The following is an 18,921-nucleotide window of genomic DNA, read 5'->3' as shown; positions in this document are numbered from 1 at the left end:
TCTGGCAACCACGATATAAAACATAGGAGGTTTTGTCATGAAAGACATAAACAGTTTATCACATTCGAGTTGGAGATGTAAATACCATATAGTTTTTGCACCCAAATATAGAAGACAAGAAATATATGGAAAAATCAAAGTAGACATAGGAAAGATATTAAGAGAATTATGTCAACGCAAAAAAGTTAATATTATAGCAGCAGAATGTTGTAAAGACCATATTCACATGTTAGTGGAAATACCGCCACATTTAAGTGTATCGCAATTTATGGGTTTTTTAAAAAGTAAAAGCAGTCTTATGATATTTGATAGACATGCAAATTTAAAATATAAGTATGGAAACAGGCATTTTTGGTGCAGAGGATATTATGTTGATACGGTTGGAAAATATGAAAATACAATAAAAGAATATATAAGAAACCAATTGCAGGAGGATATTATAGAAGATCAAATCAGCTTGAAAGAGTATATTGACCCGTTTACGGGTAATAAGAGTAAAGAGGACAAATAAAATAGCCCCCGGGTAAGGGGGCAGTCAGTAATAGTCATGTGATTGTCAGACTTTTCAGTGCCTCTTAAGAGGCTACCACAAGAGATAACCCCTTATAGGGGTAGTTCAAACCACCAGTTCAACTGGTGGTTTTGATTTGTGTAGGGGTGTGTAGTTGCACTCCCAATAGTGCCGTTATGGCAGGACAATCAGTAGAATGCCGTAGTATAATAGGATATGATGTCAAATCAACCCTATTATACTTTACGGAGGAACATTCAAATGAAAAAGACAAATCAACGAAAATGGAAACACATTTTACTATCACTATCTTTGGTGATGGTGTTCTTTACCTGTACCATCGTGCAGGTGCAAGCAGTGGATGCAGAGCAGGAAGAAGAAATCATTCAAGTACATGATTTTGACGAACTTCGCCTTGCTATGGAAGAAGCTGAAGACGGTGACACTATTGGTATTGCAGCGTACATTGACATTCACGATGGTGTTGCATTGGGTTATCCTGATAAGCACTTGACACTGAAGCGAATGGACACTGGTAGTGATACAGGACTGATTTATTCTTCAGAACCTGGTGCTTCATGCCAATTTGACAATGTAACCTTTGACGGTGCAGATATTGAATCTGATTCTTTCGTCATAGCCTATGGGGAAGCCTACTTCTATGACTGCACATTCATAAATTGCCATAACCCCTATGCAGGGGGTGCAATGCAAATCAGAAGTGGCAACACCTACTTGGAACGATGCACATTCCAAGATAATTCATCAAGCACTGGTGGGCATATTGCCGTAACATGGGAAGTATCACTGAATCTAGTGGATTGTGTGTTACAAGGCGGTTCATCGGTGGAGCGTGGTGGTGCAATCAACATTGGTAATGCTGAAGCGACTTGCCATATTGAAGGTTGCACCATCATTGACAATGAATCAGGAAAAATTGGCGGTGCAATTTCAAATAGCGGTTCTTTAACCTTGGACAATACCAAAATCATATATAACACCGCCCCTAATGGTGGTGCAGATGTAGCCAGTGAAGGCACATTTGAACCTGAAATGAAAACATCCATCATTCAAGGCATATATGGGCAGGAAGAAGTGATTGTTCTTGGTTGGATTGAAGACCAATTTGCCACTGAAAGTTCTGACCACTTTACATACTGGAAGATAGAGTATGTGGAAAAGCCTGAACCAGAACCTACCCCTGAACCTGAAGTTGAACCAGAACCAGAACCCACACCTGATCCAAAACCAGAACCAGAAGTCAAACCTGAACCTACACCTACACCAGAACCCACACCTGAAGCGGATAAGGATGACAATGATGCACCAGTCATTGTTCCAAGTAATACCACAACTACCAATGATAATTCATACAGCAATGAAGATAATTCAGATGTGAACACAGACTATTCAGGGGCAAGTCCCACAGCAACAGTCAACAACTATTACACCACTGAACTGAAATCAGAGCCTTCCACAAGCGTTCCTGCACCAGATACCATCATCATTGAAGCACCTTCTGTACCTACTCCCACGGCAACCGATGCACAGCCTACCCAAAAGAACATGAAGATAGAAGCAAACAATTCAGATTGTATCTTCGAGGTCACGGAAGAAGGGTACAACATTGTTGTGAATGCCAACACACAGGAAGCACCTGTTACAGTTGATGCACCCATCGTGCCTGAACAGCCTGAAGCAAGTTCAATGGACTTGTATGAACTAATTCAAATTGCATTGTTGGGGGCTCTAGTGGTGATTATGGTGGTCAAGAAAAAGGAATCTTAATGTAAATATTCAGCACCCCTTGACTATTGGTAACCAATAGTTTATAATAGTTCATAGAAACTGAACTTAGTTCAAAAGGGGGTATCTTCATGGAAACCAGATCAGCAAATGTCATTATGGCAAAGGCAGGGGGAAACGCAAGCAGCAATTCTTATAATTGCAAGATTTCCTTGCCTAAAAAATGGCTTGACCAAATGAATGTGAACATTGAAAAAAGAGGGGTCGAACTGTCCTTTGATGGTGATAGAATCTTCATAGAAAGACCACCCATGTCAGGTATTAAGATTGTTCCTTTGGCGAACCCAAAGAAGATACATCAATTCGCTCTGGTTTGGATTGAACTGTACAAGCATTATGAAACTGTGCCATTCTACTTTTTTGAAGATATTGAATTTGTCGGTGAAGGTTTAGCAGACCTTGGCTTCATCATGGATTGTGGAGAATCCTTCAACCGACAATTTCCTCACAGCCATATGGATGATCTGCAATTCAATCAGCGAGAATTGAACCAACTTGACCTGCAAACCCTGGGCAACACCATCTTTTCACAGTGGCGAGACTGGAATCATTGGAGAATGGCACCCATGGAAGCAAAGGACTTTGAATGGTTTGTGGTCACTCTTTCCGGATTGGCAGAACTGACAAAATGACCGTTAAACACTATTGAACTATTAACACGTTAGTAACACATTAACGGAAAAGCCAGTGTTTTCAAGGGGTTGAGAGTTCATAGTAAATGTGGTATAATAAAATGATTGTAAAGCAGAGAAGTGGGGGAGGGTTTCCATGTCCTCCCATCATAAGTCAACCGCTGTTTTTTGAACGGGCGACCACTGGTCGCCCCTACGAAAACCGAAACTATAAATATGATGTACTTGTAGGGGTACCCCTGTGTGGGTGCCCGTCATGAGCAGCCACAAACCAAACGGGTGGGGCATGGAAACCTCTTGGAGCTTTGCTCCAAAATTCTACAAAACCAAAAACTGAAATGCGTTGCACTATGGGTAACGAAACGTCACCCCTACAAAATACATTGATTTTATGGTTTTATCTGATCACTGTTCACTATCCCTACTACAGAATATAAGCATTTTATGTATCAGAAAGTTATCAAGACCAATGATTTATATCGTTAGAAATGAGGTGTATCGTGAAACAGAAACTATCATATATCGTAATTGCAATATTGTGTGCACTACAGTTTTCTTCCTTTCAATTGATAGAAGACCTTGCTGGAGAGATACAAAGTGTGCGAAATGAAATCAATGATGTGGAGCAAACACTCAACAACAATATAAATAACATTTATACAGATGTAGATGCAAAGCTTGCAGAAAAAGCGAGCATCATACACGATGTTGATGTGATTTTTGGAGCATTTGATAGTGATACATTGATCATTCCGATTACATTTGTGGTGCAACCCAAACAGGTGACAGATGATATGATGGTGTCCCTTGCGTTTGCAGATGAAACCATTTTGCTTTCCAAAGAGGATACAACATATTCTGGTACAAAAGCATTTGCACTAACAGGCGATGAAATTTTTCCAACTATTATCATAGAAGAAGATGGAGTACAACGAATTACCCAAGATAACGGACTTCGTTTGTATGGCTTGGTAGATGAATTGATTCCAAGGTTATATGTGAATATGCTGAGCAGTGGCAGTGTCATATCATATACTTCTGATAGCGTAAAATACCAGCAAAATGGGAAGTTTTTTATAGATGGGGATTTGCAAGACTTTGCATCGGTTCGATATGTGACATATATTGATGCTGAAAAGATAAATGAAGTGGAGATTGATTTGAATGAATACAATATGGGAGAATATATTTGCCCAGTTGATGAAACCTTTGAATTGACAAATGGACAGATATTTGCAACCTATGTTGTGGCGATTGACAAATTTGGATTGATACATCAATATCCACTGGAATATTATGTGGCTGGAACCGATGAATATATATCCTCATCGTATGATATTGTCAGAATTTTTGCACCAAATGGTGATATAATTTATGATACAACAGCAATGTATAGAGAAGAATATCTAGCAGCATATGGAACTGAATTGGAAATCATTTCCCCATAAAACAATATGTGTTTTTTGAAATTAACATAAATAGGATTTAGACAGGAGGCAACATATGAATATTGTAGATATCATCATCAAAAAGCGAGATGGCAACAAATTGACCAACGAGGAAATTCAATTTTTTGTTAAGGGTGTAACAGACGGTTCTTTGGCAGATTATCAAATTTCTGCATTTCTTATGGCGGTATTCTTCCAAAAAATGGATGTGGAAGAAACAGCTTGTTTGACTATGGAAATGGCGAAATCTGGCGGTATGGTAGACTTCACAGATATTGCTGGTTTCAAAGCAGACAAACATAGCACTGGCGGTGTTGCTGATACCACAACTTTGATTTTGGCACCTCTTGTGGCATCTGTTGGTGTACCTGTGGTGAAAATGAGTGGACGTGGCCTTGGTTTCTCTGGTGGCACCTTGGATAAATTGGAGTCTATTCCAAACTTTGATATCAGTGTTTCTGAAGAACAAGCAATTGCATATGCGCAAAAAACTAATATTGTAATTATGGGGCAAACAGCAGATTTGGCACCAGCAGATCAAAAATTGTATGCATTACGAGATGTGACTGGAACTGTAGATTCCATTCCATTGATTGCAGCCAGTATCATGTCCAAAAAGATTGCAGCTGGAGCAGATGGCATTGTTTTGGATGTCAAATGTGGTAGCGGTGCCTTTATGCAGACATTGGAACAAGCGGAATTGTTGGCTGGTATCATGGCAGATATGGGTCGTCATGTAGGCAGAAAAGTAACTGCTGTCATTAGTGGTATGGATCAACCTTTGGGTATGTATATTGGCAATAGCTTGGAAGTCATTGAAGCCATTGAAGTTTTGAAGGGCAATGTACAGGGGGATTTGTTGGAAGTATCCCTTGTTTTGGGTGCGCATATGCTGTTGTTGGCAGAACATGTATCCACAGTGGAAGAAGGCAAAGCTTTGCTTTTGGGTCAAATTCAAAATGGTGAAGGTCTTGCAAAATTCAAAGAACTTTTGTTGCAACAAGGTGGCGATGTGAATGTCATTGACGACTATTCTTTGCTTCCAGCTTCCAAATGTAAAAAAGAAATTTTGGTGGAACAATCAGGTTATTTGAATGAAATGAACACTGCTTTGATTGGGCGTGCTTCCTTGGAAACAGGTGCAGGACGTGCATTCAAAGGTCAAGAATTGGATTTTGGTGCAGGTATCATCCTCAAAAAACGTTTGGGTGATTATCTGGAAATAGGCGATATTTTGGCAGAAATCTATGCAGAAACAGAAAAAATGTGTGCTTCTGCTGGACAATACATTTTGGATGCCATCACAGTAGATGATACAAAAGGTGAATTGCCACCACTCATTTTGAAAATACTATCAGAATAAAAAATGCAATGAAGGATGAATGAGTATTGTAATATTACGTAAGATTAGTTATATAATGTGTATTGTATTGTAGGGGATGGCGTCCTCGACATCCCGTTATGAATGCTACAAAACACAAAAATGCAATTGTAGAGTACGATACCCTCATCGTACCGTCATCCTACAGGTTATAAGCATAATTGAAAGCAAAAACAGGTTCGTTATCTTTATCAATTGGAAGAAAAACGAAATAGGATAAATGTATTGTATAAACAAGAAAGGAAGAGTATATGAAAAGAACGATTATTATTGTACTAGATAGCGTTGGCATTGGTGAATTGCCAGATGCAGCAGATTTTGGTGATGTGGGTAGCAATACCTTGGTGAATATCAAGAAAAACTATCCATCTATGTCACTTCCCAACATGTGTGCTTTGGGTCTTGGCAATATTACAGGTGAAGAAGTGCATACGCTTGGAAAAGTGGAAGAACCAAAGGGTGTTTATTGCAAATTGGCAGAAACTTCTATTGGTAAAGATACCACAACAGGTCATTGGGAAATTGCTGGTATCATCACAGAAAAACCATTTCCAACTTACACAGAAACTGGTTTCCCAAAAGAAGTGATGGATGAATTTGAAGCATTGATTGGCACCAAAACATTGGGTAACTGTGCAGCTTCTGGTACTGCAATCATTGAACAATTGGGTGATGAGCATGTGAAAACAGGCTATCCAATCGTTTACACTTCAGCTGATAGTGTGTTCCAAATTGCAGCTCATGAAGAAGTGATTTCTGTGGAACAACTCTATGATATGTGTGAAAAAGCAAGAAAAATGCTTTGTGGTGAACATGCAGTGGCTCGTGTCATTGCAAGACCATTTGTGGGCGATTCAGGTGCATATACTCGTACCAAAAATAGAAAAGATTTCTCTTTGGAACCAACAGGCGTGACTATGCTAGACTTGGCGAAAGAAAAAGGACTCAATGTCACGGCAATTGGTAAAATTGAAGATATCTTTGAACATCGTGGCATTACTCGTGCAGATCACACCACAAATAATGCAGATGGTATTGAAAAAACAATTTTCTATACAAAAGAAGAATTTGAAGGCATCTTGTTTACAAACTTGGTGGATACCGACATGATGTATGGTCATAGAAATGATGTGGAAGGTTATGCTAAAGCATTGGAATACTTTGATGGTAAGTTGCCAGAAATTATGGCAGCAATGCACGATGAAGATATTTTGATTGTAACAGCAGACCATGGTTGCGATCCAACAACAGCAAGTACAGATCACTCCAGAGAATATGTACCAATGCTTGTGGTTGGCAAGCATGTGAAACAAGGTGTTGATTTGGGGGTGCGTAAATCCTTTGCAGATATTGGTCAAACAGTGTCTGAATATTTGGATTTGGGGGCAAACTTCAAAGGTGAAAGTTTCTTAAAAGATATTTTAAAATAAAATGGTAGTGAATCAAGTGGAATTTTAGAAATGAAATGACACATTTTGACACGAAATGGGACTCTATAGGAAATATAGGGTCTCTTTTTTTATGCACGATACAGAAAATTTTCAGTAAAAATATCACAAAACGTGTAATTCTATAAAATATATTGACAAAATATGGTGTTTTGATATATTATAAGAACAAATATTCGCATAAAGGAAACAGGTGTTCTTATACATGAATCGTAGAATTGGAGGTGCTCAGATGAAACGTTATTTACAAAAGATGGAAAAGATGGATAAAGAAAAATGGAAGAATAGATTGCTGAATTGGGGAAATGCATTACATCTTTGTGAACAAAAACAAGAAGAATTGAATCGCCTTATGGCACTGAAAAATGAGAATGAAGTCTTATTGAAAGCATATGGAAAAAACGAAGCATTACAAGGGATTGCACAATGTTTTCAAAGGGAAATCCAACGAATTGAAAGAGAGATTTCTGAAATTATCGAGGACAAACAATCCATTGATCGATGTGTCCAATGGTTGCCCATAGAAGAACGTGAATTTTTGGAATTGCGTTTTGTAAAGGGATATAGTTATGACAATATTTCTATCAAAACCCATTTGAGCAGATCCAGCTGTTTTCGTCTGCAAGATCGTATATTCCAGAAATTGGAAAAATCATCCTGAAAAGATGGGACTTTTTGGGACTTTATTTGTAGTATGATGTAATTGCAACAAAGAGCACAGGATTTTGAGAAGGAGGAGGGATGGATGACAGAAAGACAACGGAAGTTTTGCTATTTTTGTAGCGAGGGTGAATCTGTCGAAGATGCAGCGGAAATGGCAGGTTTCAAAAACAAAGGAATCGCCAAAAAGCTACTGGAAAAGCCAGAAATCCAAAAGGAAATTGAGAGGTACAAAGGCAATAGTGGTGATGTTGGAATTGAGGAAGAAATCATCTCTTTTCTAACACAGGCTATGCGAGGGCAAGGGTCAGATGATATGAGAATTCGCTTACGGGCAGCAGAAATGCTCAGCAAACGAATGAAGGTGTTTGACAAAGACAACGAGTCAGAAAATGAGAGAAGGGTTTTGATTGTAGATGATATTCCATGAATGAAATTCGATTGAAAAATTTAGTTGCACCAACATTTTATTCCATACATCGTGATATTCGAGGAGATAAACACACACATTATTGGCTAAAAGGTGGCAGAGGAAGCGGAAAATCTTCATTTGTAGCGATTGAGATGATTTTAGGTATGATGGAGGATGAAAATGCAAATGGAGTTGCTCTTAGAAAAGTGGCTGCCTATTTAAAAGATAGTGTTATGGAACAATTGTGGTGGGCAATTTGTCAATTGGGTGTTTCTGAATATTGGGAGCGTAAAGTTTCTGTACCAGAGCTTGTATATCGCAAAACAGGACAAAAGATTATTTTCAGAGGAGCAGATAATCCAAGAAAAATCAAGTCCAGTAAGTTCCAAAAGGGATATGCAAAGTTTATTTGGTATGAAGAAGTGGATGAATTTTCAGGCATGGAAGAAATTAGAACTATCAATCAAAGTTTGATGCGTGGTGGAGAAACATTTGTGGCATTTTACTCATACAATCCACCAAAAAGCTTGCGTAATTGGGTCAACCAAGAAGTTTTGTTTCCACGTGAAGACGCATTGGTGCATCATAGTACCTATTTGGATATGCCAAAATCATGGCTTGGAGAACCATTCTTTGCAGAAGCAGAGCATACGAAAGAAACAAAGCCATTGTCTTATCAACATGAATATCTTGGAGAAGCAGTTGGTGGTGGCGGGCAGATTTTTGACAACATCCAAGTGAGAGAAATTACAGAAACAGAACGCAAACAGTTTGACAGAATTGCAAGAGGTTTGGATTGGGGGTATGCAGTAGACCCGCTACACTACACAGTCAATCATTATGACAAAACAAGACGAAAGCTGTATATTTTTTATGAAATTCACAAAAGAGGCATGAGCAATCGGTTGCTGGCACAGGAAATTTTAGAAGAAAATCCAAGAGGGCTCAATGTTGTATGTGATAGCGCAGAACCGAAGTCCATTGCTGAAATTTGTGAATATGGAATCTCTGCAATTGGTGCCAAAAAAGGTGCCGATAGTGTAGGATTTGGAATGCGTTGGTTATGCGATTTGGAAGAAATCATCATAGATCCCATCAGTTGTCCACAAACGGTTTTGGAATTCACTGGGTATGAATACGAAGCCGATGGTCAAGGTGGATTTAAAAGTTTTTATCCAGATAAAAACAACCATTCCATTGATGCAGTACGTTATAGCAGGGAACTGGATATGCGGCATGTACAGGTGAAATAAGAAAGGAGGAGGGATTTTGTTTGTAACAGAAATGGAGCTTTTGAAAGCAAGGCTCAAAATTGGCAGTGGTTTGAATGAAAGCATGATGATACGTGATTTGCTTTTGCAAGACAAAAAGAGTAAAAAGAAACATCTCATGCGTGAAGGAGAACGCTATTACGCTTGTCAACATGATATTTTACAAAAGGATTTTTCCAGAAATATAGTATCAGAAAAACGAGAAAATGGTGAAGAGGGGTTAGGGTATTTCCAAAATCCCAATAGAAGCAATCATCATCATGTAAATCCATTTCATCATATTTTGGTAATGCAGAAGATGGCATATCTTTTGGGCAAAGAACCAAGGGTGTTCTTGGATGAAGGTGGTGAAAATTTAGGTTTTTCATCGATGGTATCCGATTTTTCAGATGAACGATTCCACCAAATGATACAAAATTGGGTCATCAATGCCTCCAATGCAGGTGTTGGGTTCCTTCATATTTATTATGATGAAGATGGTGCATTCCAATATTGCTTGGTGCCATCAGAAGAAATTATTCCCATTTATGATGAGAGAAATGAATCCATGTTACGTGAAGTGATTCGATACTATGATATTGAAATGTTACGTGAAGGACGTGTGGAAACCTATCGCAAAGTAGAGTGGTGGACAGCGCATGATGTGACCTACTACACAGAGCGTGAAGGTGAATTCATCCAAGAAAGAAAAATGCCACATTGGATTATGACAGAAATTTGTGATGGTGAAGAAGTTTCCAAGGAATCACACAATTGGACAAGGGTACCCTTCATTCCATTGAAAAACAATGCACGTGAAATTACAGACTTGGAATTGGTGAAAAACTTGATTGATGCTTATGATTTGATCAGCAGTGAAGGCACCAATACATTGTTGGATTTGGTGGAATTGTATTGGGTCATTCAAGGATATGGAGCAGAAACAGCAAATGCCATCTCCAAGAAATTGCAAATCAACAAAGCAGTACACATCAATGATAGTAGTGGTAAAGTGGAAGCCAAACAAGTGGATTTGTCCATCACAGGTAGGTTGGATTGGTTGGAAGCATTGCGTAAAAACATCTTCCATTTTGGTATGGGTATTGACACAGAAAGTGACGATTGGGGTCAAAATGCCAGTGGTGTTTCCTTGCAATACCAATATGCAATGTTTCTTTTGAAAATCAGTGGTATTATGCCAGAAATCAAAAAAGGGATTCGTTCCTTGTATCAATTTGTGGTGGAAGATTACAACAGAAAAAATGGAACCAACTTTGATTGGAGAAAAATTCGTGTGGATTTGAATACCAGTGGTGTTACAGATAATACAGAAGCAGTGGATATTATTGTGGCATCCAAAGGGTTGCTCAGCAATAGAACTTTGCTCAGCAAACATCCATATGTGGAAGATGTCAATGAAGAATTACAGCGTTTGGCACAAGAGGCAGAGAAAGGAGAAGTGGAAGTATGACATTAATGGAATTGGAAGATATGGGTATTGGTGCAGAAGCTTGTCAAAAAATTTGGGCAGCTTTGGAAGAAAGCCAAAAGGGTAAAGAAGACTTGGAAACACAGTTGCGTAGTTGGCAAGAGGAATTGTTGGCAGAAAAAGAAGCAAAAGAAGCCAAAGAACGTGAGCAATACATCGATCGTTTAATTATGGAAGCTGGCGGTAAAAATGCAACTGCAATTCGTGCACTTTTGGCAGATGGTGATTTGCTTGTGGACGAATCTGGCAAAGTGGATATGAATTTGGATGGTGTACGCATCATTGCACCATATCTGTTCCAAGAAAAAGAAGAAAAAATTGATGGTACAGGCTATCGTTTTGGTAAAAAAAGTGAAAATGACATTATGAAAGCATTCAAATCTGGAATGCGTAGATAAGAGGAGGAATTGAATATGAGTATCAATACAATGGAATATGCAGCAGTGTTTATGCAAGAATTGGACAGCCAATTGGTGGAAGGTTCCACAACTGGTTGGATGGAAGAAAATGCAGGTCAAGTGCAATACAATGGTGGTGCAGAAGTCAAAATTCCACAAATGGACATGAGTGGTTTGGGTGATTATGACAGAGATGGTGGTTTTGTGAAAGGTTCTGTCACAGTCAGCTATGAAACCAAAACCATGACACAAGACAGAGGTAGAACCTTCCAATTGGATGCAATGGATGTGAATGAAACCAATTTCGCAGCAGTTGCAGGCAATGTAATGGGTGAATTCCAAAGAACAAAGGTGATTCCAGAAGTGGATGCATATCGTTATGCAAAACTCTATGAATTGGCAGAAGATGCCGGTGCAGTCAAAGAATACACACCAGATTCTGATACATTGTTGACCAATTTGATGGCAGATATTACAGAAATTCGTGACATTGTTGGCGATGGTGTGGAAGTGGTTGTGGCAATGTCTGCAAAAGTAGCAGGTCTTTTGGATATGGCAAAAGGTGGAAATGGTGTCATCCAAAGTGGCGTATTTAAGCAGGGGGCTGTGGAACTTAAGGTCAGAGAAATTGACAATTGTCCAGTGATTCGTGTACCTTCTGCTCGTTTCAAAACAGAATACACTTTCCAAGATGGTGTCAGCACAGGTGAAACAGATGGTGGCTTTGTGGCAACAGATGATGCTTTGGATATGAACTGGATTGTGGCAGTGAAACATGTGCCTATTGCAGTTTCCAAAACAGATGTCACAAGAATCTTTGATCCAATGACAAATCAAAATGCAAATGCTTGGAAAATTGATTATAGAAAATATCATGATCTTTGGGTGATGGACAATGGATTGGAAGGTGTTTTGGTGAATGTAACACCAGCACCAGAAGAAGATGATGATACAGATGCAGTTGTATAAGATTTGAGGTGATTGTCCAAGTGGTGGATACGATTATTGCAGAAGCAAATGCAGTCAAAGATGTAGAAAACGATACAGTATTTGCCTTTTTTGCAAAAAGAACGATGGAGATGGTGTTGGCATATTTGGAGCGTGAAGATTTGCCAGATGGACTCATTGGTGTTTGTGCAGAAATTGCTTTGGAACGATACGAGGACTATATGCTCCAAGAAGAAAGTGGTGGTGTCAAATCCATCACACAAGGGGAAATGGACATTACACTATTTGACCAAAGTGACAAAACAGTGGCAGATATATTGGAACAATATGTTTGGGAATTGAATCGATACAAGAAGGTGGTATGGTGATGTTTGAAAGAGTTGGACCAAGATTTAGAGAAATTACAGAAACAACATTTTATGATACATGCAAGGTAGTGCGATTGGATGAAAGCATCAACAACAATGGAGAATGTGTCCATGAAGATGTGATCATATGGGAAGATTTGCCATGTGCCATTTCTTGGGGCAATGGAACCATAGACAAAGATGGACTTACCTACAAAGAATCACAAGTGGGTGTTCTGATGTATCCAAAAGAAATCCATCTGGAATCTGGTTGCTATGTGATGTCACGCAAGAATGAAGGTCAATGGTGTGTAATTGGTGGCACAGAAAAGAATTACATCACCCATAGAGAACAGGTTATTTGTAGAATTACCCGTGTGTTGTAAGGTGGTGAACTATGGAAGAGTTAAAAAATGGAGTCATCAAGAGTCTGTATCAGGCGTTTGATTTGCCAATTTATTATGAAGATACGCCAAAAAGTGGATTGGAAGGTTGCTTTACAGTAGAAGAAGTGGAAACGGTAGAAACACCACTTTTGAATCGTAGATGGTCCAGAAAAACAAAGTTTCAAATTTCCTATTTTCCAAAACTCAGCTTAAATAGTTGGGAAGATTGTAGGCAAAAAACAGATGCATTGTATGAAATCTTGTTTTTGATAGGGGATACAGAAAAATTCATTGGCAGCGATATGTATATGGAACGTGGTGAGTTTGGCATCAAATTCTTTGTTTCCTATGCATACCAAGTGATGTATGAAGAAGAAAAAACATATATGGAACGATTGGAATACAATGGAGGGCAGGTGATTGGTTATGAAGAAAGCGAGTAAATTCACAAAAGAACAGTTATTGGGTAGCAAAACTTTGGGATTTCCAGTGGAATTGGTAGAAGCGGTTTTGGAAGATGGTAAAACCTACACAAAAGACGAAGCCAAAAAAGCACTAGAAGGCTATCAAAAAGGAAAAATGAAAACAGACAGTAAAAAAGAAGGAGGTAAATAAGTATGGCATTGGGTGGCGGTACCTATTTGGTACAAAATAAAGTATTGCCTGGGACATATATCAATTTCGTTTCCAAAGCGACTGCAATGGGCAGTCTTGGAGAACGTGGAACACTTTGTATTGGTATGGAAATGGACTGGGGATCTGATGAAATGATGACTATCGAATCATCAGAGTTTGAAACAGGGGTCAAAGCGGTTTTGGGTTATGATTATTTGGATGATGCAATGTTGCCATATCGTGAGATGTTTGCTGGTGCAAGTACATTGAAACTGTTCCGATTGAATGGTGGTACAAAGGCAAGTGTAACTTTAGAGGATTTGGTGGCAACAGCATTGTATGGAGGTGCAAGGGGAAATGATCTACAAGTTGCAGTTTCTGAAAATGTGGACGAAGACGATTATTTTGATATCCATACCTATTTGGATGGGGTTTTGGTAGATACACAAACGGTGGCAACCATTTCAGAATTGACAGACAACGATTATGTAACTTTCTCAGGTGATGGAGACTTGGTGGTTGCAGCAGCAGCAAATTTGACCGGTGGTACCACAACAGATACCACAGGCAGTGGATATACCAATTTCTTGGCAGCAGCAGAAGCAGAGGAATTCCAAGTGCTTGCATATGCTGGTGATGATGATACCACCAAAAAACTCTTTGTGAATTTCACAAAACGTTTGCGTGATGAAGAAGGTATCAAATTTGTAACAGTGCTTTACGATTATACAGATGCAGACTATGAAGGTATCATTTCTGTATCACCATCAGCGGATTTGGTGTATTGGGTTGCAGGTATGTCAGCTGGCGCAGAAGTCAATGAAAGCTTGACCAACACAGCATATACAGGTGAATATGTTGTGGATTGCAAGGATACCAAAAGCAACTATACCAAACGTTTGGAAGCTGGTGAATTTGTCTTTTATGCAGATGGTGATGATATGCGTGTTTTGCGTGACATCAACACATTTACATCCTATGAAAGTACAAAAAATAGTGATTTTTCTTCCAATCGTGTCATTCGTGTATTGGATAGTATTGGCAACGATGTAGCAAGAATTTTCAGTAGCTATTACTTGGGCAAACAAACCAACAATGCAAATGGACGTAATTTGTTGAAGGCAGAGCTCATTGCTTATCATGAACAATTGCAATCCATTGAAGCCATTGAAGATTTCACAGCAGATGATATTACTGTGGAAGCTGGCGATGAAAAACAAGATGTTGTTATCTATGAAACGGTGCAACCAACAGATGCAATGGAAAAATTGTATATGCGTGTAGAAGTGGTATAAGGAGGTGTGTGAATGGCTTATTTGAGAGCAAAAGATACGGTAAATGGTGCACTTGGCACTTGTTATGCAATCATTGACGACAATCGATATGAATTGATGCAAGTGAAGAATGTATCGGCAACAGTAACAAAAAATAAAACAGAAATTCCTATTTTGGGCATGACAGGGTTGCAATATAAAAGTGGTGGCTGGACTGGTAGTGGTACCATGACAGTGTATTATGTGTCCAGCTTGTTCCGTGAGTTGATGTTAGATTACATGAAAAATGGTGTGGATACCTACTTTGAATTGATGATCACCAATGAAGATCCTACAGGAGATTGTGGTACACAAACGGTGTTGTTGAAGGATGTAAACATCAATGAATTGTTGATGACCAAATTGGATGTGGAAGCAGATGCTTTGGATGAAGATTTGAAATTCACCTTTGGCGATGTGGATTTGTTGGATACCTTTACAGACTTGACATAAGGTGTATGTAAATATTCTGTAGGGGCAATCCTATGTGATCGCCCGTAAAACAAACAATACATCATCAAAATTGAATCAAAAAAATTGAATTAGAGAATGGGTTAAGAGAAATCCTCTTTTGCACAAAAGGCGGAAATTGCATCGCCCATTCTCTTTTTTTGCCAAAAATCAGTGAAAATCAAGAAAAGGAGGTAAATATGGAACAAAGTTATTTTTATAAAACAGAAAACTTCTTTCAAGAACAAGAAGTGTCTTTGAGTGAACGCTTATCAGAAATCAAATGGAAAATACGAGCCATAAACCAAAGAATGAATGAAGAAATTTGGAGAAAATCAGGCAAAAACAAAGATAAATACGAAATTGGTATTTTGGTTGCAAGCATTGTAGAACCAAAACTGACAGATGTTGCACTCCAAAAAGCATATGGAGTATATGGTGTGGAGAATGTATTGCTGAAAATGTTGACGCCTGGTGAGTTTGCAAATTTACAAAGGGCAGTGGAAGAAATCAATGGAGGAAGGAGGTAATGTATGTATCGTTTTTATTTGAAACAAGACAGTGACCAGATTTTATTGCCTGTGACACCATCAGAACTTTCCATCAAATATGGAAATCAAAATGAGTGTGTTTCTGTTTTGAACACAGGACAAGTCAATATTTTGAAACATAGAGGGTTGCAAGAAATTGAATTTACCATTTTGCTACCAGAAACCAGATGGAGCTTTGTGCAAGTGGAAAAAAGTTTCTATTCACCAGAATATTTCTTGAACTATTTCCTCAAATTCAAAGAATCCCAAAAGCCAGTACATTTGATCATTTTCAGACAATTGGCAGATGGAACAGAGTTGTTTTGTGGCAATACAGAGGTTTGTTTGGAGGAATATACCATCTTAGAAAAGGGTGGTGAACAAGGTGATTTTTGGGTCAATATGGTTTGGAAAGAATACAATGAAGCCAAAAGCATTGTCTACGAATGGACTGTCACAGAAACAGAAAGTACTCTTGTGGAGACGGGATATGAACGAGATTCCAAAGATGTGGCAGATACCTATACAGTGCAATCAGGTGATACTTTGTGGGCAATTGCAAAGAAAGAATATGGAGATGGCTCTTTGTATATGACATTGGCAAACAACAATGGCATTTCCAATCCAGACTTGATTTATCCAGGTCAGGTATTGACGTTATAAGGAGGTGAATGTATGGAAGTACAAGTGTTGATTGGTCATAATGAAGTGATTTATGATGCAACACCCATTATTTTGGAAGGTTTGGTATGGGAAAGCAATATCACAGGCAGTGCGGGTGAATTGCGATTTTCCTTGAAACGAGATGGCATCACAGAATTTACAGAGGGTGACTGTGTTTTGTTTTTGGTGGATGGACTCCTAACCTTTATGGGTTATGTGGTTTCCAAAGAAAGAACCAGTGCACAAATCATTTCGGTTGTGGCATATGATCAGTTGTTTTATATGGGTAAAAACATAGATTCTATGGTGTATTGGAACCAAACAGCAACACAAATCTTGCAAACCTTAGCAGAAAAACATGGGTTTGTTATGGGTGATATTGCAGACACAGAATGGATCATTCCGCAACGAATTGAAGCAGGTCAAAGCATTTTGGATATCATCTATTCGGCATTGGATATGACCCAAAAGGCAACAGGAAACGAATTCTTTTTGTATGACGTTGGCGGTATGTTGTATTTGCAAAACAAAACAGATTTGATGGTGCCTGTTATGTTGGGATATGATGGTGGCATTTCAGAATATTACTACAAAACAGATATCAGCGAAGATACCTACAATTCAGTGGCTTTGTACTACACACAAGATGGTGAAAAACAGGTGGTCTATGTTTCCAATATCCCTGACAAAATTGAGGAATGGGGCGGTTTGCAGTATGTGCAATCTGTGGAATATGGCTTGAATGCAGCACAAATGGAATTGGTTGCAACAGAAATTTTGGCAGAAAAAGGACGTGTTTCCAAAAGTCTTGTGGTAGAAAACATCAATGGGGATTATTTGTTGAGAGCAGGCTATACCATTGGCATGTATATTCCAGATTTAGCGGAAATCGGCATAGATGGAGCTGTTTTGATTGAATCCTGTGAACATACCTTTTCTGATGGAATGCATAAAACCAAATTGACCATAAGAATGGAGGATGTGGAATGATTTTGAAGGAGTTTTTGCAAGAAAAAAACCATTTACCAGAAGATAAGCAAGTTTTGGTGTCCAAGCGTTTTACAAAGGATGGAGCACCAATTCTTTGGACTTTGCAAGGTATCACAGAAGGTGACTATCGAAAAAGCAAACAAAAAGAAAAAGATCCTTGGGTGGCTTTGTGTTTGGCAACCATAACCTATCCAAATTTACAAGATGAAATGCTATGGGAAAGCTATGGAGTGACAAATGCAGCAAGTTTGTTGAAGGAGATGTTATATCCAGCAGAGTATGGATATTTGTTGGAACAAGTGAAGTTGCAAAACGGATTTGATATACGTAGAAAGGAACTCAAGGAAGAAGCAAAAAAGGCATAAAGGAGGGTATAGGCTTAGCAGATTACGCAGCTTATGCACTCCGCAACTATAAAATCACACCAAAAGAATGGTGCAAAATGGAAGTGCCTGAATGCATGTTCATATGTGGTGTCATTGATTTGGAATTGGAGCAAATGCGAAAGAAGGAGGTGAATTGAAATGTGGTTGGACTGGATTTTAGAAGGAAGGAACAAGCTGTTTGCAAATATTTCTATGTGGATGGAAGAACTGGCATTTTCAGAAGATAGGTTAGAAGACTATATGTTGGAAGAAGATGCATTTACATCCACCAAGAACAACATCACAACAGAAGAAGTCATTGATTTTCCAAAAAGAGCAGATTCATTTGCAGAAGATGCATTGGAACAAAGAATCAAACAAGAGATGGAATTGTGGATGCCAGATGTACAAAAAGAAACGTCTTATGTGGCAGAATCATTGGTGCAAAGAGAAGCAACAGAAGAAAATTCAGATGCATTAGAAATGAAAGAAAACACACCAGAAGCTAAGGACATAGTATCGGTGTGGCAACAGTTAGAAACCTTTTTAGAACCAATGGCATCAGAATCTATAGGAGGTACATCTTTATGGCAAAGTGGATTTTTATCAGAAATGGAAGAATCGCCAATTGTTACAGAAAACACAACGCAAAAGAGTATTTTACTGGAGCAAATGGAGTTGGAAGAACAACAAAGAACACAAGTGCATGAAATAGCACAAATTACAGAAGAAAATAGAAAAAAACTTGCAAATGAAACAAAAATTGTAGAGCCTACAGCAACAGAAGTGGATATCAATTCCATTATGGAACAATTGGAGAAACGGCTTTGGGCAAAGAGACAAAAGGGTTGCAACAGAACCCTATCCAGATAGGAGGTG

23 protein-coding genes are annotated in these 18,921 nt (G+C 38.7%); all 23 read left to right on the top strand.

The genetic code is table 11. The annotated features are described in order from the left end of the window. Positions 1 to 37 precede the first annotated feature (37 nt). The 23 genes from tnpA to MJY40_RS09055 all read left to right on the top strand — a co-directional run bounded on the left by tnpA (position 38) and on the right by MJY40_RS09055 (position 18,915). Positions 38 to 511, top strand: coding sequence for an IS200/IS605 family transposase (gene tnpA, locus MJY40_RS09165; protein ID WP_317853944.1), 474 nt, complete (start codon positions 38 to 40; stop codon positions 509 to 511). 261 nt (positions 512 to 772) lie between these two features. Then, positions 773 to 2,299, top strand: coding sequence for a hypothetical protein (locus MJY40_RS09160; RefSeq protein WP_317853943.1), 1,527 nt, complete (start codon positions 773 to 775; stop codon positions 2,297 to 2,299). A gap of 89 nt (positions 2,300 to 2,388) precedes the next feature. Further along, positions 2,389 to 2,949 carry a hypothetical protein gene (locus MJY40_RS09155; RefSeq protein ID WP_317853942.1) on the top strand — a complete coding sequence of 187 codons (561 nt, stop codon included), beginning with the start codon at positions 2,389 to 2,391 and terminating at the stop codon, positions 2,947 to 2,949. 500 nt (positions 2,950 to 3,449) lie between these two features. Then, positions 3,450 to 4,397, top strand: coding sequence for a hypothetical protein (locus tag MJY40_RS09150; protein WP_317853941.1), 948 nt, complete (start codon positions 3,450 to 3,452; stop codon positions 4,395 to 4,397). A 55-nt stretch (positions 4,398 to 4,452) separates the two neighbouring features. Next, positions 4,453 to 5,760, top strand: a complete 1,308-nt coding sequence (locus MJY40_RS09145) for a thymidine phosphorylase (protein ID WP_317853940.1) — start codon at positions 4,453 to 4,455, stop codon at positions 5,758 to 5,760. A 269-nt stretch (positions 5,761 to 6,029) separates the two neighbouring features. Further along, complete coding sequence (locus MJY40_RS09140) at positions 6,030 to 7,208, top strand: phosphopentomutase (protein ID WP_317853939.1); 1,179 nt, start codon at positions 6,030 to 6,032, stop codon at positions 7,206 to 7,208. Between the two features lie 250 nt (positions 7,209 to 7,458). After that, a complete protein-coding gene (locus MJY40_RS09135; protein WP_317853938.1) occupies positions 7,459 to 7,887 on the top strand; it encodes a sigma factor-like helix-turn-helix DNA-binding protein in 429 nt (142 codons plus the stop codon). Between the two features lie 84 nt (positions 7,888 to 7,971). Next, positions 7,972 to 8,316 carry a terminase small subunit gene (locus tag MJY40_RS09130; RefSeq protein WP_317853937.1) on the top strand — a complete coding sequence of 115 codons (345 nt, stop codon included), beginning with the start codon at positions 7,972 to 7,974 and terminating at the stop codon, positions 8,314 to 8,316. After that, positions 8,313 to 9,551 (top strand): PBSX family phage terminase large subunit, encoded by a 1,239-nt coding sequence (locus tag MJY40_RS09125; RefSeq protein ID WP_317853936.1) that lies wholly within the window; start codon positions 8,313 to 8,315, stop codon positions 9,549 to 9,551. Before MJY40_RS09130 ends, MJY40_RS09125 begins: the two co-directional genes overlap by 4 nt. Positions 9,552 to 9,567: 16 nt before the next feature. After that, the gene (locus MJY40_RS09120; protein ID WP_317853935.1) at positions 9,568 to 11,019 is read left to right on the top strand and encodes a phage portal protein; all 1,452 of its coding nucleotides are present in this window, start codon (positions 9,568 to 9,570) and stop codon (positions 11,017 to 11,019) included. Continuing rightward, complete coding sequence (locus MJY40_RS09115) at positions 11,016 to 11,435, top strand: phage scaffolding protein (RefSeq protein ID WP_317853934.1); 420 nt, start codon at positions 11,016 to 11,018, stop codon at positions 11,433 to 11,435. Before MJY40_RS09120 ends, MJY40_RS09115 begins: the two co-directional genes overlap by 4 nt. Before the next feature lie 15 nt (positions 11,436 to 11,450). Next, positions 11,451 to 12,404 carry a hypothetical protein gene (locus MJY40_RS09110; RefSeq protein WP_317853933.1) on the top strand — a complete coding sequence of 318 codons (954 nt, stop codon included), beginning with the start codon at positions 11,451 to 11,453 and terminating at the stop codon, positions 12,402 to 12,404. Positions 12,405 to 12,424: 20 nt separating this feature from the next. Next, positions 12,425 to 12,751 (top strand): head-tail connector protein, encoded by a 327-nt coding sequence (locus MJY40_RS09105; RefSeq protein WP_317853932.1) that lies wholly within the window; start codon positions 12,425 to 12,427, stop codon positions 12,749 to 12,751. Further along, the gene (locus MJY40_RS09100; protein WP_317853931.1) at positions 12,751 to 13,116 is read left to right on the top strand and encodes a hypothetical protein; all 366 of its coding nucleotides are present in this window, start codon (positions 12,751 to 12,753) and stop codon (positions 13,114 to 13,116) included. The genes MJY40_RS09105 and MJY40_RS09100 overlap by 1 nt, the downstream gene beginning before the upstream one ends. Positions 13,117 to 13,127: 11 nt before the next feature. Further along, positions 13,128 to 13,559, top strand: coding sequence for a phage tail terminator family protein (locus tag MJY40_RS09095; protein WP_317853930.1), 432 nt, complete (start codon positions 13,128 to 13,130; stop codon positions 13,557 to 13,559). After that, positions 13,543 to 13,731 carry a hypothetical protein gene (locus MJY40_RS09090; protein WP_317853929.1) on the top strand — a complete coding sequence of 63 codons (189 nt, stop codon included), beginning with the start codon at positions 13,543 to 13,545 and terminating at the stop codon, positions 13,729 to 13,731. The genes MJY40_RS09095 and MJY40_RS09090 overlap by 17 nt, the downstream gene beginning before the upstream one ends. Before the next feature lie 2 nt (positions 13,732 to 13,733). After that, positions 13,734 to 15,026, top strand: a complete 1,293-nt coding sequence (locus MJY40_RS09085; protein ID WP_317853928.1) for a phage tail sheath family protein — start codon at positions 13,734 to 13,736, stop codon at positions 15,024 to 15,026. A gap of 12 nt (positions 15,027 to 15,038) precedes the next feature. Next, positions 15,039 to 15,497, top strand: a complete 459-nt coding sequence (locus tag MJY40_RS09080; RefSeq protein WP_317853927.1) for a phage tail tube protein — start codon at positions 15,039 to 15,041, stop codon at positions 15,495 to 15,497. A 197-nt stretch (positions 15,498 to 15,694) separates the two neighbouring features. Beyond that, the gene (locus MJY40_RS09075) at positions 15,695 to 16,024 is read left to right on the top strand and encodes a phage tail assembly chaperone (RefSeq protein ID WP_317853926.1); all 330 of its coding nucleotides are present in this window, start codon (positions 15,695 to 15,697) and stop codon (positions 16,022 to 16,024) included. Positions 16,025 to 16,027: 3 nt separating this feature from the next. Next, positions 16,028 to 16,687 (top strand): LysM peptidoglycan-binding domain-containing protein, encoded by a 660-nt coding sequence (locus tag MJY40_RS09070; protein WP_317853925.1) that lies wholly within the window; start codon positions 16,028 to 16,030, stop codon positions 16,685 to 16,687. A 12-nt stretch (positions 16,688 to 16,699) separates the two neighbouring features. Next, entirely contained in the window at positions 16,700 to 17,677 is a 978-nt protein-coding gene (locus MJY40_RS09065; RefSeq protein WP_317853924.1) for an XkdQ/YqbQ family protein, read from the top strand. Then, the gene (locus tag MJY40_RS09060) at positions 17,674 to 18,042 is read left to right on the top strand and encodes a phage tail assembly chaperone (RefSeq protein ID WP_317853923.1); all 369 of its coding nucleotides are present in this window, start codon (positions 17,674 to 17,676) and stop codon (positions 18,040 to 18,042) included. The genes MJY40_RS09065 and MJY40_RS09060 overlap by 4 nt, the downstream gene beginning before the upstream one ends. Positions 18,043 to 18,201: 159 nt before the next feature. Continuing rightward, entirely contained in the window at positions 18,202 to 18,915 is a 714-nt protein-coding gene (locus MJY40_RS09055; protein ID WP_317853922.1) for a hypothetical protein, read from the top strand. The last annotated feature ends 6 nt before the right edge of the window (positions 18,916 to 18,921 follow it).

Source organism: Chakrabartyella piscis (assembly GCA_030067835.1).
Lineage (GTDB): Bacteria > Bacillota > Clostridia > Lachnospirales > Anaerotignaceae > Chakrabartyella > Chakrabartyella piscis.
Note: the sequence above shows the minus strand (reverse complement) of the source record. Positions and strands in the feature narration are given on the sequence as shown.